The following is a 14,829-nucleotide window of genomic DNA, read 5'->3' on the forward strand; positions in this document are numbered from 1 at the left end:
CTATTTTGACGCAAAGAGTTTTACATCGTTTTCACTTACTTCCTGACCTCCAAGAATAATCAAACGTTCAACAACATTTCTCAATTCTCGGATGTTTCCTGTCCAATCATATTCCTGTAACAACTTTATCGCTTTATCCGAAAAGTTCTTTTTAGCAGTGCCTTGTTCCTCAGAAATTTTTGCTGAAAAATGTTCAACCAATAATGGAATATCTTCTCTTCTTTCGTTTAACGCTGGCACTTTTATAAGGATAACGGCTAATCTGTGGTATAAATCCTCTCTAAAACGTCCTTCTTCAATTTCTTTTTTTAGGTTTTTATTAGTCGCTGCTATAACCCTTACATCAACCTTAATATCTTTATCATTACCAACACGTTGTATTTTATTCTCTTGTAAAGCTCTTAACACCTTCGCTTGAGCTGATAGGGACATATCGCCAATTTCATCTAAAAAAATAGTCCCGCCATTAGCCGCTTCAAATTTACCAGCTCTATCTTTTACAGCACTTGTAAAAGCACCTTTGACGTGACCGAACAACTCACTTTCAATTAATTCAGCCGGAATGGCCGCACAATTCACCTCAATTAGTGGCCCTTTCGAGCGAGGACTTTTTTGATGAAGCCAATGAGCTACTAGCTCCTTTCCTGTGCCATTTGGCCCTGTAATAAGGACGCGAGCATCGGTTGCTGACACTTTCTCAATCATATCTTTGATATGAGCAATGGCATCGCTTTCACCAATCATCTCATATTTCTTGCTCACTTTTTTCTTGAGCATTTTATTCTCAACGACTAACGTTTTAGTGTCTAATGCAATACGGACCGTATTGAGCAATCTGTTTAAATCTGGCGGTTTTGATATATAATCAAAGGCACCCAAACGCATGGTATTGACAGCCGTGTCCAAATCGCCATGACCAGAAATCATGACCATGGGCGTTTCCGGTTTTATTTTTTTAACCGCTTCCAATACTTCAACACCATCCATTTTTGGCATTTTTATATCACAGAGGACAAGATCAAAATCATCTTTTTTGATCTTTTCAATTCCAGAAAGACCGTCTTCAGCTTCTTCTACTTCATAGGTATCACTCTCTTCTGATAAAATTTTTACTAAGACCCTTCTAATTGCAGCTTCGTCTTCAATTACTAATATTTTTGCCATATTTATATTTTAAATTTTAATCCGGTTCTTAAATAAAACGTGTTTATATCATCCAATTTAAAAACTTCATCTCTATTATCATTGCGTAAAACATTATTTAACCTAAAAGTATATCCTGTATAAGCATAAGCTATCAAGTGTTTTGAAAAGCAATACTCGTACCCTAAACCTCCAACACCAACAGACAATGAAATATTATCTACCTGTTTCCCATTTACCATTTGAGGTCTTTGTAAATGGGCAAAATAACCATCTAAACCTACAAATGCTTGCAACATATTTGTCTCGTTAAAATAATATTTTAAATTAGATTTTGGAACACCAGCTGAAAAAGACCATTGTTCATTCACGCGCCTGTAGTAACTTACGAAGGGTAATGGAAATGGAATTCCTGTAGTGGTATTGTAAGTAAGACCTAAAATTAAGCGATATGGTCGTTTTAATTCTTCATCTTTTGTTCTATCTTTTATGGCGTAAAAGCCTCCGTTGATAAAAATATCCTCTGATGTTAGTTTGTTGGTAAGTGTTGAGGCAATTCTTGGCGTCACCTTCACTCCTAATCTCCAATGTTCGCCTGTTTTAAACGTATACCCTATATTTAAATCAATAATATTAATACTCGATACTAATTTGGTATCGAAGGGGTAATCATCTTCAAGGTTTAAAATAACACGTGCATATTCAGCACCAATTACCAAATAGCAATCCTCACTTGTTTCAATTGGATAATTGACTAATGCGCGGATTCTCGTGTATTGATCATCCGACTTATTTTTAGGTATGAATGAGTATTCCAATCGCGCTAGATCCGTTAATTGTGCAGTCACACTTTGACAGCAACATACCATCACCACCAACATTGCTATTTTGTACAATTTGGAACTCATAGATTTATTAGTTTAGATTTTAAACTCACATTTGATGATTACTCCGGTTTTTTGATAATATGAATATCTCTCTGAGGGAAAGGAATCGTCACATTATTCTCTCTAAAAAGTTTATCAATTTCAAATCGTATGTCGCTTTTAGGAAACTGCGCCTTGAAACTATCAGCCAAGGTAAAAATAAGTTTAAAGTTAAGAGAACTATCTCCAAATGCCGTAAATACAACAGCCGGCTCAGGTGTGCTAATAACATCTGGATGTGTACTTGCTGCTTGTATCAATAATTTCCTCACTAATTCAACATCACTACCATAAGCGACCCCAACTTCCACATTCTCACGAGTTGTTGTGCCATTTTGGGTCCAATTATACAAGCTATTTGTCAAGTATAAATGATTCGGAATGACCAGCACTTTATTATCAATGGTAACGGCTCGTGTGGTTCGTAATTTTATTTCTTCTACGCGACCAACTTTGCCTTCTATTTCAATAATATCACCAACATGCACAGTTTGATCAATAAGAATAAATACTCCAGAAATAATATCCTGAAATAAGGTTTGAAGCGCTAATCCCACACCAATGAGTAATGCTGCAGACGCTGCGAATACTGCTGTCACATTGACACCAACAGAATGCAAAGTTACAAGGAGTATGATTAAATAAATGAGCCAACGAAAATATCCATAAACCACATTAAACTTACTCTTATCATCCTCAGGTAATTTATTCGTTATAATTCTTAAGATAATTCTCAGAATTATGGTCGTCACAAAAATTACCGTAGCGACAACCAATACATCAAATATTGAAATACTAATGTCCTTACCTATATCGATATGCTGACCAAGAAAATTCTGAATGTTTTCCCACGCCGAACTCTCGGTAATTTTCTCCTCTAGTTTAGACAGATCTTGAATCATGATTAATATTTAATCCACTTATATAATTCCTTATAACTTGGTTTCTTACCATACATTAATATACCCACTCTATAAATTTTCGCTGCGAACCACACGGCAAATACAAATGTACCTGCAAGTATGACAAACGATAGTATTTGCTGCCAAATAGGAACGCCAAACGGAATTCGCATTAACATCACCACTGGAGATGTAAAAGGTATAAACGAAAACACAGTAGAGACGGTGCCATGTGGATCATCAATCACGGTAAATATCCCAACATAAACTGCTAAAACCAATGGCATGATGATGGGCAACATAAACTGCTGCGTATCTGTTTCATTATCTACAGCAGCACCTATAGCCGCATACAAAGAGCTATATAGCAAATAGCCACCAATAAAGAAAAACATAAAGGCCACAACTAAATTGGTTAAAGGCAAATTAAAGAATGATTGCATGCCTAATTGAATGTTATTGGCGATATCAGGATTTTGCATCGCCTGATTTACCAAATCTTGCTGTGGTGTATGCATTTGAGCAATATCAATTCCAAATATGGCAGAAATAACAAACACTAAAACACTTCCTAGGAACACCCAAATTGCAAACTGAGTGATACCAGCCAACGAGGTTCCTATAATTTTCCCGAGCATGAGTTGCACTGGTTTCACGGATGATATAATAATCTCGATAATACGGCTTGTCTTTTCTTCTATAACGCTTCTCATAATCATATTACCATAAATAATGATAAACATGAATAATAGATAACCGGCTGCACCGCCAAAAGCGAGTTTCAGGACACTATCGATTTTAGAAGTTTTCTCACCAGTAAAATTCTCTTGGTTAATAATGATATTTATTTTTGAAGCCTTGATTTGCTCAATATCAACACCATCTTCTATCAATTTTACGTCAGATAGTTTTTTTTCTATCCTGGTTTCCATGTTGTTCATCATATTTAAAGACGGTGACTCGTCTGAAAAGAACATCGCATTCGACATCACTTTTGATGAATCTGTACTCTTCTCTATGTAAAGTAAACCATATTCTTCTTTGGCCTTAACCATAGACTTTGCCGTTTCTAAATCGGTGTCAGCCGTTAAAACATTGTAGACAGTACCTTCAGAATTGACAAAAACATCACTCAAAAGTTCAGTTTCATCCAAAATAGAGATGGTCCGTTGCTTGTCATTATTTAATTGTGATAGATAGGCCACCACAGCGATAAGAGCGACCATAATTAATGGACTTACAAACGTCATAATCACGAACGACTTGTTTTTAACCTTGGTTAGGTACTCTCGTTTTATGATGAGTGGTAGATGATTCATTTTAATTGTTTTTTACTGTTTGAATAAAAATATCATTAGCACTTGGTATCACTTCTACAAAGTGATGTACCAATGCCTTTGAGGTCAAAAACGACAATAAATCATTTGATGAATCATTATCATTCAATTTCACATTTAGTTTGACATCATCATTCAGGTTTTTGAATGTTGCAGGAAATACTTCAAAACGCTCCCTTATGGCTTCCGTTATTTTGTCAGCGCCAATGGTGTCGGTTTGCAAACCAACTTCAAACGTATTGGTTCTATATTGGCGTTTTATATCGGTGAGTTTACCATCCAAAACTTTATTAGACTTATGGATTAAGGCGATGTGATCACATAGTTCTTCAACGGATTCCATGCGATGTGTTGAAAATATAACCGTGGCTCCTTCTTCCCGTAATTGTAGAATTTCATCTTTGATTAAATTGGCATTTATAGGATCGAAGCCTGAGAAAGGTTCATCAAAAATCAATAATTTCGGTTGATGTAAAACAGTCACAATAAACTGTATTTTTTGAGCCTGACCTTTACTAAGCTCTTGAATTTTCTTATGCCACCAATCGCCAATTTCTAGTTTTTCAAACCAATATTTTAAGCGCTTTTTAGCATCTTGTTTGGACAATCCTTTGAGCTGTGCTAAGTATAAGGCTTGCTCTCCAACTTTCATAGATTTATATAGACCTCTTTCTTCCGGTAAATAGCCAATATTTTGAATGTGTTCCGGTTTTAGAGGTTCTCCATCTAAAATCACCTGTCCAGTATCTGGCATTGTAATTTGATTGATAATTCTAATGAGTGTTGTTTTCCCTGCGCCATTGGGTCCAAGTAAACCAAAAATACTGCCTTTAGGGACTGCTATGGAAACATCATTTAATGCTCTAAATTTTCCATAGTTCTTGGAAACTGAATCCGCTACTAATAGGTTCTCCATAAATTACGTATGCTAGGTATAGTTTATTAGGTGTAAAGATAAAAATGTTCAGCATCTAAACGGTGCTAATCTTATGAAAATGTTAACTCTTATTATTCTTTTTCAGAATTAAGAGCTTGTAGAAAGTCCTCTATTTTAAAGAAACTCAATAAAAAAACAAAACCCACCCTTAAACTTAATTAAGGATGGGAAAAAATTGCTATGAAAAAGAAAAATTACCACTAATTAAAATTAGTGATAATTCAAATATAGTGTTTTTTCTTAAAAAAGAAGATTCTTATGAAAACATATCCTTAACTTTTTCGAAAAACGATTTATCAGAGCTTTCTGGCTTAGGATCGAAATGTTCATCATTTCTCATAGTTTCAAAAAACTCCTTTTGTTGTTTATTTAATGTTTTAGGTGTCCATACATTTACATGCACTAATAAATCACCGCTTCCGTAGCCATTGATACTCGGAATCCCTTTACCTCTCAATCGTAAAATCTTTCCAGATTGCACGCCGGCTTCAACTTTAATTCTCACCTTACCAGTGACGGTATCAATTTCTTTAGAAGTTCCTAAAACAGCATCAGGCAAACTCACGTATAAGTCGTAATGTAGATTATCGCCTTCACGCTTTAAAGTTTCATGCTCTTTCTCTTCAATCACCACTAACAAATCACCCGAAATACCATTTCCTGGTGCTTCGTTCCCTTTACCTGTCACCTTTAATTGCATGCCATCAACCACACCTGCCGGAATTTTCACTGAAACAGTCTCCTCTTGTACTTTAAGTCCTTGTGCATCCGCATCACTAGGTTTCTTATCAATACTTTGACCAGCACCACCACAGGTGGGACATGCCGACGATGTTTGCATGCGTCCGAGGATGGTATTTGTGACTCTGGTAACTTGTCCAACACCGTTGCAAGTCGCACAGGTTTTATAAGTTGTACCTGGTGCTTGAACTTTTCGTTTTACCTTGATTTTTTTCTCAACGCCATTGGCTACTTCATCTAATGTTAGGGATACTCGAATTCTTAAGTTACTCCCTTTAGCACGTCTTTGACCACCGCCAAAACCTCCGCCAAAACCGGAAAAACCTCCGCCTCCACCAAAAGCACCACCAAAGATATCACCAAACTGACTGAAGATGTCATCCATATTCATACCTCCGCCACCAAAGCCACCTGCGCCTTCAAAAGCTTGATGACCAAATTGATCATATCGGGCTTTTTTGTCGGCATTGCTCAAAACTTCATAGGCCTCAGCTGCCTCTTTAAATTTTGTTTCGGCTTCTTTATCATCCGGATTTTTATCAGGGTGAAATTTTAAGGCCATCTTACGATATGCCTTCTTAATTTCTGCCGCTGACGCGTTTTTATCAATTCCTAGTATTTCGTAATAATCTCTTTTTGCCATCTCTTATTTATTGTCCAATTACAACTTTTGGGAACCTAATCACCTTCTCTCCCAATTTATATCCTTTTTCTACAACATCAATGATTTTTCCTTTCAAATCATCACTTGGCGCAGGAATCTGTGTGATTGCCTCATGGTTATCTGGATTAAAAACATCGCCTTTTTCAATGGCAATTTTAGACAAGCCTTTTTGTTCGAGCGTGGTCAATAATTTCTGATAAATCAACAACACCCCTTTTCGCAATTCTTCGGCTTCTTTATCCTCTTCAATGTGCAATAAAGCGCGTTCAAAATCATCTAAAACTGGTAACATAGAAATCATCACTTCCTCACTGGCCGTTTTAAATAATTCAATGCGCTCTTTAGTCGTTCTTTTCTTATAGTTTTCAAATTCAGCAAAAAGACGCATAAATTTATCCTTCTCTTTGGCTAAATCTTCCTGTAATTGTTCTTCAACAGTCAATTCGTCTTCTTTATTATTATCCATTGTAGATTGAGACACCTCTTGGTCTTGCCCTTCATCTATCACTTGATCTTTTTCTTTTTTACTCATTTTCTGGATTATTTTATAAATCTTCGATTTAAGATGGCAAAAGTACTGCCATTATTATAAAAATGTCAAAATGTCACCAAATTATTTTTCTTGAAATTGACAGATCCTTGCACAATGCTTATTTTTGTAGGACATGAACAACTAATTGATAAACATTATGAAAACAAAAATTTTAAAATGGTCTATGGTATTGGCCGTTTCGTTGGCAATGACAAATTGTAAAGACAAAGCTCCAGAAGCCAATACAAGCGATGCGGAAGCGGCTGCGGTTAGCGAAAGCACCTCTCAAAAATATATGGTGAATACTGCAGAATCAATCATTCATTGGAAAGGTTTTAAACCAACTGGAACACATACAGGTACTGTGAATATTGACACGGGTGTTTTTAACACAGATGATGGAAAATTACAGAGTGGAAATTTCATCATTGATATGACAACCATTACGGTTACTGATCTTGAATCTGGAGATGGAAAAGAGAACTTAGAAGCACATTTAAAGGGTACAGTTGAAGGAAAAGAAGGCGACTTTTTTAACGTGACAAAATTCCCTGATGCCGCATTCTCTATCACAGGTACTGAAGCTATTGCAGCTGGTAAAACGCGACTTTCTGGAAATTTATCTATGAAAGGACAAAAACATAATATTTCATTTCCAGTGACTATCACGAATGAAGGTGACATGATGACGATTGAAAGTGAACCGTTTACGATTGATAGAACCGTTTGGGGCATCAATTTCAAATCTAAATCCGTTTTTGATGATCTCGGTGATAAGTTTATTAATGATGATATGGAATTAAAAATTGTAGTAAAAGCAAAAAAAGCTTAATTCAAACGAAAATCATATCAAATAAAAAAGAGCACTCAGATGGAGTGCTCTTTTTTATTGGTCGTGTCTTTATTAAGAATGTAATAATTCAATTAATGCTGGCTCTAAATGATAAAACTCAAAGACAAAGCCTTCGCTCTCTATTTTTTTCGAGCTTACGCGTTGGCTTTCAAACAATAAAATATGCATCTCACCTAAGACCAAGCGCATCAAGGCTTTCGGAATATTTGGCATAAATAATGGTTTTCGCAATACCCTAGCAACAGATTTTGTCAGTTCTTCATTGGTCACTGGATTTGGTGCCACGCCGTTATACACACCTTCTAAACCATTGCTCGCAACAAACATAAAAAGCTTGGCTAAATCTTGAATATAGATCCAAGATTGCCATTGTTCACCGCTTCCAAATGGAGATCCTACATAATTTTTTATGGGCATTAACATTTGAGGTAAGGCGCCACCTTTAGTAGAAAGGACAAGACCTATTCGTACCTTAGCCACCTGAATACCTAAAGGTTGAAAAGCATCAACAGCAGCCTCCCAAGCTTTGACTACAGTCCCTAAAAAGCTTTCAGAAACTTGCGTCTCATTTTCTTCGTAATAATTAGTCAATGAATCGGGATAGATACCAATTGCACTCGCAGAAACGATTTGTTTAATAGGAAATTGATGATCTTCAATGGTGTTCCTGAGTAATTCTAAAGATGCCGTTCGGCTCTTTAAAATCGTTTTTTTGTATGTATCTGTCCAACGTTTCGAAATTGTAGCACCCGCAAGATTAATGATGGTTTCTATGCCATCAAAACAGGCCGTATCGATAAAATTTTCTTTGGGATTCCAGTAAAATCCTTTGTAATTGGTTTCAGACGCACATTTCTCCTTTGAGGTGGTCAAGAAATGTACTATGATGTTTTGTTCATGGCAAATTTTCACAATTTCCTGTCCAATCAATCCAGTAGCACCTGTAATAAGTATCTTTTTCATAGCTAAACAAATTTACTGAAATAGCGACCCAAACAGAAGCATTTTAGTAAGGGTTTAACGTTTTATAGCTCTTAGCATATGTCGCTTTCCTGGTGGTCCTTGAAGTCGATCAACTTCAAAACCAATCTCTAATAATGCTCTACGAACACTGCCAATGGCCGCATAAGTTGTAAGGACGCCATTCGGTCTCAGAGCGTTATACATTCGTTCAAAGTTAGCCTTCGTCCAAAGTTCAGGCTGCACTCTTGCTTCAAAAGCATCATAATAAATAACATCGAAAGTATTCGCCTCGGAAATATCCTTAAAGAACTTTTGTTGTTTTGTTAAGTGAAAGCGCTCTGATATGGCATTTTTTTGTTCCCAATCACAGGTATGCAGACTGTCAAAAAGTTCTGGTTTTAGGTGTAATTCTGAAACATAATTAAGCTTCTGCCATTCTTCCTGAGAAACAGGATAAGCCTCTACACCAACATAATGAATCAACTGATTTAAAGAGCTTGTTTTTAAAAAAGTGAGTAAGGCATTCAATCCTGTGCCAAATCCAATTTCTAAAATTGAAATTTCTCGATGCTGTTCAGGTTGATTTTCAGCAATAAAAAAAAGCAAACCCTGTTCTATATATACATGATTTGCTTCTTGTATCGCACCATGCACAGAATGGTATTGCTCGTTCCAATCTTCTATCTGAATGGTTTTTGAGCCATCTGCCGTGGTAATTATTTTACGTTTCACAACTCTACTGAATCAGTAACTTTTTAATCTTTGGAATAGGTCCAGTACACTCCGATTTATGGCAAGCGACACACATCATGATGGCATCATTATAGCGTTGTGATACCGCTTTAGTTGCATCTTCAACAAACACCAATCTTTCGGCTTTTATAAATTCTGTCGAATAAAATTGAAATGTATCGTTTCTAGTTTTCGTATCCGATAATTGTGCCGTGTGTATATTGAGAAACACGTCTGGAAATTCTGTCGGTTGAACACCAGCCTTAATCTCGTTCTTTATCTGCAAATTATAGGCATACATGCCTTGCATTAATGTTGACATTTCTGAACCTTGATAGACCTCATATTTCTGAGTGCCATCAACGATGTTCGGTGTAGACTTCTCCTCTTCAGGTGACTTGCAATTAACAGCGAGAACTATTACAAAAAAAATGTAACAAATTCTCGACATTACTCTTCTTTAAGTAGCACACCATCTGCCTCAAAAGAAAAGGTCTTTTTAGGCTCCGTAATTTTCGCAATTTCTTCTTCAGAAGCACCAGCGTCTTCAGCATAATGACGTTGCTCTTCTACTGGCACCTCATTGACAAATGCTTTTCCGTTAATAACAACTTCTTTTCCTGCGATATCTTTAGGCATGAAGAATCCATAATCCTTGAATTTTACCATTACTTGCTGTCCATTTTCCAAATCCAATTTCATCCAACAACCTTTCGCTTGGCACACCTCATCAACCTTGGCAGTCATTTTTGCATTGACAGAATCACCAACCGTCATGTTCGCGTAATGCTCGGCCATACGTTTTGCAGGCAATGCATCAGCATCATTGATTTCCTTTCCAAAAGATGCATAAGCGATTTCCTCAGATTGCATAGTTGTAGCTTCAGTCGTTTCTTCTGTTTGCTTAGCTTCTTGTTTACAAGACAACAACACTAAGGCCAAAATTACTAACGATAATATGTGTTTCATGGTCTTAAAATTTCATTAAATATTAATATGTAAAGTTACATATTTTTTTAGAAAACATTACCTTTTTTAACCCATCAAAAATGACTAATTTTGCAGGACTAAATTCAACCGAAATGTCAAACACATATACTAGCAATTTACACATAGAAAAAGTCGAAACATCTAAGTTACAAGATGTTAATTTTGATGATTTAGCATTTGGAAGAACATTTACAGACCATATGTTCATGTGTGATTTTATTGATGGACAATGGCAACAGCCAAAAATAATGCCATATCAATCCATGCCAATGGAACCTTCAGCTCGCGTATTTCATTATGGACAAGCTGTTTTTGAAGGCATGAAAGCCTATAAAGATGACGATGGTAATGTCTTTTTATTCAGACCTGAAGAAAACTTCAAGCGTATTAATAAATCGTCAGCGCGATTAGCGATGCCAGAGTTTCCTAAAGAATACTTTTTTGAAGGACTCACAACATTATTAAATTTAGACAAAGACTGGATTCAACCTGGTGTTGGTAACTCTTTATATATCCGACCTTTTGCTATTGCGATTGATTCTGCCATTGCAGCAGCACCTTCAGAAAATTATAGATTTATGATTATCTGTTCACCTGCCAAAGCCTATTACAAAGGTACTGTCAAAGTACTGATTGCAGAACAATTTAGTCGTTCGGCTAATGGTGGTGTTGGTTTTGCCAAAGCAGCAGGAAATTATGCGGCACAATTTTACCCGACCAATCTTGCGCAGCAGAAGGGCTATCAGCAAGTTATTTGGACCGATGCTGACACACATACCTTTTTAGAAGAAGCTGGAACCATGAATGTCTTTTTTAGAATTAATGACACCCTTATCACAGCGCCAACTAGTGACCGAATTTTAGATGGTGTCACCCGAAAGAGCTTGATTCAATTGGCGGCTGACAACGACATCACGTGTGAAGTGCGACCAATTAAGGTGAGTGAAATTGTTGAAGCATCAAATAATGGTACTTTAAAAGAAATATTCGGTGCAGGAACCGCAGCGGTGATTAGTCCTATTTCCGGATTTGAATACCAAGATACCTATTACGAATTACCTGAAATTGATGCTAGCTCCTACTCTAGTATTCTAAAACAAAAAATGCTGAATATCCAACATAATTTAGCCGATGACAAACATCATTGGAGATATGAAGTAAAATAAATGAAAGGAGCCAATTGGCTCCTTTTTTTATGACTCTAAAATAGCTTGAATGTTGGGTTTAAAATAATTGGGACCTTTCAACACTTTACCATCTTCCCTGTAAATTGGTTCTCCATTAGCTCCCAACTTACTCATATTACTTCTTTGAATTTCGTCAAATACTTCTTCAATTTTATGCTGTAGTCCATGTTCTATAATGGTTCCGCATAAGATATAAAGCATGTCGCCCAGGGCGTCTGCAACTTCCACCAAATCATTACTGTTAGCAGCCTCTAGGTACTCTTCATTTTCTTCTCGCATGAGCTTATAACGCAACATGTTTTTATCTATCCCCAAATCGGCTTTCGGTGATTCTCTATGTCCTATTTTAAAGGCCGTATGAAATGTCTTAACGGCTTCAATTTTATTCTTCATAATATTTTCTGATTGGTAAAAAACTAAAAGCTTATAATTTTCGTAACTATAATAGTGAATGACAGTAAATGTTTACAAAATTGGCAAAATTTTAAGCTTATAATTTTAATTTGCTAATTAAGGTTTAATTATTTTTGCATAAAAATAGCTATATGTTTAGTAATGGTCAATGGATTTTTGGAATATTATTTGCGCTTGCATTTGCTGTCTTAATTTTTTTAGCATACCGTAAAGATTTGAAATTACACAAAAAATATTATAAAGGAAGTGTTTGGGTTTTAATTGCATTTATCGCTTTTATCCTTATGATTTCTGCCATCAAGTATATATTTGTTTAGGATATCGTTCTATGACCTCATCATAAGACGAGAAAATATAATGACCAAGGGCGAAAAAAAAAGACATCGAATTACCGATGTCTTTTTCTTAATTTTTAAATTACTAAGTCCTTAATTTTCTTCTGGAAGGAAACTAAAGTTTTTACTGTAATTCAACATCTGACCTTCAAAAGTATTTGGTTGTTTTACCTTGATAGCTGTGATATCACCATTGTCATCTTTTTCAGCAACTAATACTGGATTTACAAAACCACTATATGGTGCGGACGTAAATTGTTTGTTACGCTCCAAGACTTCTTCGTGTATCGCCTGATCTACTTTCACACCATATCCTTCAACTAATTCCTCAACGGCTTTGTAATCGCCTTCAGACTTAATTCTTTGGGTTTCTCTAAGCAACTCACCAAACAACTCATGTAGTTTGTCGTAGTCATTAATATTGAAATACGTTTTGCCATCTCGGGTGACTTTTTCAATCACATTATCGGCTTTACCTTTTTCATAAACCCATGCCGACACCCATTGTCTGTTACGCATATGTGCCTCTTCTACATCATCACCCAAGTTGAGTCTAATTAATTGCGTCATCAAACCGTTTCTTATGTAACCATCGTAAGCTGCCTTTCCAACCGATTTCCAGTCATCTACAAGTTCTAGTTCTTGTAATTTAGGATCATATAAATAATAAAGTCCTACCAAGTCAGCACGACCTTCTTCCAATGTCGACGCATAGTTTTTCAAAGTTTCTTTAGTTTCGCCAACACCTGGATTTAACTGACCAGATGCGTGACCAATCACTTCATGAAGTGCTGTATGCAATTTATCAGCTAATTGACCATATTTTTCTTCTAATTCATACTCTTCATCATCGTGTACAAACTCTTTTAAGCGACCTGTACTTCCAGCATTATTATAAGCATTGATAATATTTCCTAGTGAAACAGACTTACTTCCTACCTCTTTTCTTATCCAATTGGCATTTGGTAAATTTACACCTATTGGCGTACTTGGTGATGCATCTCCAGCTTCACCAGCCACAGTAACAACTTTGTAAGTTACACCTACGACGCTATCTTTTTTATGCGCATCCATTAATGGCGAATTATCTTCAAACCATTGCGCATTTTCAGAAAGTACCGCCATTTTTTCAGACATATCAAAATCCTTTATTTGGACAATCGTTTCATAAGATCCTCGGTACCCTAAAGGATCATTATAAACTTCAATAAAACTGTTGATATAATCGATATTCCCTTCAGTAGCTGCAGTCCATGCCACATTGTAATCATCCCAAGTTTGTAAGTCACCTGTTTTGTAGTATTGAATAAGGAGTCCTAAAGCATCGCCTTGTGCTTTATTCTCTGCGACACCTTGTGCCAATTCTAACCACTTTACAATCTCATCGATGGCACTGCCATATAATCCTCCTGATTTATAAACGCGTTCTTTAAGTTCTCCGTTTTCTTTAACCAATTGTGAGTTCAAACCAAAAGACAAAGGTTTTTCTGGATTAGGAGAACTTTTTCTCTTGTAAAAGCTTTCAACATCCGCATTAGTAACATTGGGACCATAAAAATTAACAGCAGATAATAAAACGTTATCTACATTTTTGGCCTGATTGACTTTTTTAGAATCTTTATCGTTGAAAATCACATCAAAAGCCTCACCTTCAAGTGTGACTCCTGAGTCTGCTAAAAGCGACTTCAAATAATCTGAAGAAAATTCAGGCTTTAGCTTATCATTGGAATAATGATGGTGTATGCCATTAGAAAACCAAACACGTTTTAAGTAGGTTTCAAAAGCTTTCCAGTCATCGGTGTTTTTATCACCATTATAATTGGTGTAAACAGCTTCTAAGGCATTTCTAATTTTGAGATTATGTCGGTAATTTTGATCCCACATAATATCACGTCCTGACAAACCTGCTTGTACTAAATAGTACACTAACTTTTGCTCTTTGAGCGTTAAGTTTTCCCATCCAGGAATTTGATAACGTAAAATTTTAATGTCAGCAAACTGCTCTACGTTATAATCAAAATCACTGGTTTTTTCTACCGTTGCCATTTCCGGCTCTTGTGTTTTTTTATCATCACCACAAGAATACATAATGCTAGCAAAAATGGATAGAATTAGTATAAATTTTAATTTCATTGTTAATTATTTAATTGTTGTGTCACAAATGTAAACATTT

General features: G+C 36.0%; 15 protein-coding genes. 2 read left to right on the top strand and 13 right to left on the bottom strand.

All coding sequences use genetic code 11. From position 1 onward, the window contains the following. The 7 genes from ACU8DI_RS08685 to ACU8DI_RS08715 form a co-directional block, all read right to left on the bottom strand. Positions 1–1,164: a sigma-54-dependent transcriptional regulator gene (locus ACU8DI_RS08685; protein ID WP_447112375.1), complete on the bottom strand. Its 1,164-nt coding sequence runs from the start codon at positions 1,162–1,164 to the stop codon at positions 1–3. Positions 1,165–1,166: 2 nt separating this feature from the next. Beyond that, the gene (locus tag ACU8DI_RS08690) at positions 1,167–2,051 is read right to left on the bottom strand and encodes a DUF6268 family outer membrane beta-barrel protein (RefSeq protein ID WP_447112376.1); all 885 of its coding nucleotides are present in this window, start codon (positions 2,049–2,051) and stop codon (positions 1,167–1,169) included. A gap of 38 nt (positions 2,052–2,089) precedes the next feature. Beyond that, positions 2,090–2,971, bottom strand: a complete 882-nt coding sequence (locus ACU8DI_RS08695) for a mechanosensitive ion channel family protein (protein ID WP_447112377.1) — start codon at positions 2,969–2,971, stop codon at positions 2,090–2,092. A 2-nt stretch (positions 2,972–2,973) separates the two neighbouring features. Beyond that, complete coding sequence (locus ACU8DI_RS08700) at positions 2,974–4,290, bottom strand: ABC transporter permease (protein WP_447112378.1); 1,317 nt, start codon at positions 4,288–4,290, stop codon at positions 2,974–2,976. 1 nt (position 4,291) lies between these two features. Next, complete coding sequence (locus tag ACU8DI_RS08705) at positions 4,292–5,224, bottom strand: ABC transporter ATP-binding protein (RefSeq protein WP_447112379.1); 933 nt, start codon at positions 5,222–5,224, stop codon at positions 4,292–4,294. A gap of 277 nt (positions 5,225–5,501) precedes the next feature. Then, entirely contained in the window at positions 5,502–6,629 is a 1,128-nt protein-coding gene (dnaJ, locus tag ACU8DI_RS08710; RefSeq protein ID WP_447112380.1) for a molecular chaperone DnaJ, read from the bottom strand. Between the two features lie 7 nt (positions 6,630–6,636). Continuing rightward, a complete protein-coding gene (locus tag ACU8DI_RS08715; RefSeq protein ID WP_447112381.1) occupies positions 6,637–7,182 on the bottom strand; it encodes a nucleotide exchange factor GrpE in 546 nt (181 codons plus the stop codon). A gap of 157 nt (positions 7,183–7,339) precedes the next feature. Here ACU8DI_RS08715 and ACU8DI_RS08720 point away from each other — a divergent pair, with 157 nt between their 5' ends. Continuing rightward, positions 7,340–8,014, top strand: a complete 675-nt coding sequence (locus ACU8DI_RS08720; RefSeq protein WP_447112382.1) for a YceI family protein — start codon at positions 7,340–7,342, stop codon at positions 8,012–8,014. Positions 8,015–8,086: 72 nt separating this feature from the next. On the opposite strand, the gene ACU8DI_RS08725 is transcribed toward ACU8DI_RS08720, so the two are convergent. From ACU8DI_RS08725 to ACU8DI_RS08740, 4 genes are read right to left on the bottom strand one after another with little or no spacing between them, the layout of a single operon-like run. After that, positions 8,087–8,998: a TIGR01777 family oxidoreductase gene (locus tag ACU8DI_RS08725; protein ID WP_447112383.1), complete on the bottom strand. Its 912-nt coding sequence runs from the start codon at positions 8,996–8,998 to the stop codon at positions 8,087–8,089. A gap of 54 nt (positions 8,999–9,052) precedes the next feature. Further along, the gene (mnmD, locus tag ACU8DI_RS08730; protein WP_447112384.1) at positions 9,053–9,730 is read right to left on the bottom strand and encodes a tRNA (5-methylaminomethyl-2-thiouridine)(34)-methyltransferase MnmD; all 678 of its coding nucleotides are present in this window, start codon (positions 9,728–9,730) and stop codon (positions 9,053–9,055) included. Positions 9,731–9,734: 4 nt separating this feature from the next. After that, on the bottom strand, positions 9,735–10,181 hold the full coding sequence (locus tag ACU8DI_RS08735) for a hypothetical protein (protein ID WP_447112385.1): 447 nt from the start codon (positions 10,179–10,181) through the stop codon (positions 9,735–9,737). Then, positions 10,181–10,699, bottom strand: coding sequence for a DUF4920 domain-containing protein (locus ACU8DI_RS08740; RefSeq protein WP_447112386.1), 519 nt, complete (start codon positions 10,697–10,699; stop codon positions 10,181–10,183). The genes ACU8DI_RS08735 and ACU8DI_RS08740 overlap by 1 nt, the downstream gene beginning before the upstream one ends. 113 nt (positions 10,700–10,812) lie before the next feature. Between ACU8DI_RS08740 and ACU8DI_RS08745 the strand changes: the two genes are divergently transcribed. Beyond that, on the top strand, positions 10,813–11,886 hold the full coding sequence (locus tag ACU8DI_RS08745; RefSeq protein ID WP_447112387.1) for a branched-chain amino acid aminotransferase: 1,074 nt from the start codon (positions 10,813–10,815) through the stop codon (positions 11,884–11,886). Positions 11,887–11,913: 27 nt separating this feature from the next. Here the strand turns inward: ACU8DI_RS08745 and ACU8DI_RS08750 are convergent, their stop codons facing one another. Together ACU8DI_RS08750 and ACU8DI_RS08755 are read right to left on the bottom strand one after the other, a co-directional pair. Beyond that, on the bottom strand, positions 11,914–12,300 hold the full coding sequence (locus ACU8DI_RS08750) for a pyrophosphohydrolase domain-containing protein (protein ID WP_447112388.1): 387 nt from the start codon (positions 12,298–12,300) through the stop codon (positions 11,914–11,916). A 449-nt stretch (positions 12,301–12,749) separates the two neighbouring features. Beyond that, a complete protein-coding gene (locus ACU8DI_RS08755; RefSeq protein ID WP_447112389.1) occupies positions 12,750–14,789 on the bottom strand; it encodes a dipeptidyl-peptidase 3 family protein in 2,040 nt (679 codons plus the stop codon). Positions 14,790–14,829: the final 40 nt, after the last annotated feature.

This window comes from Psychroserpens sp. BH13MA-6 (assembly GCF_052983595.1).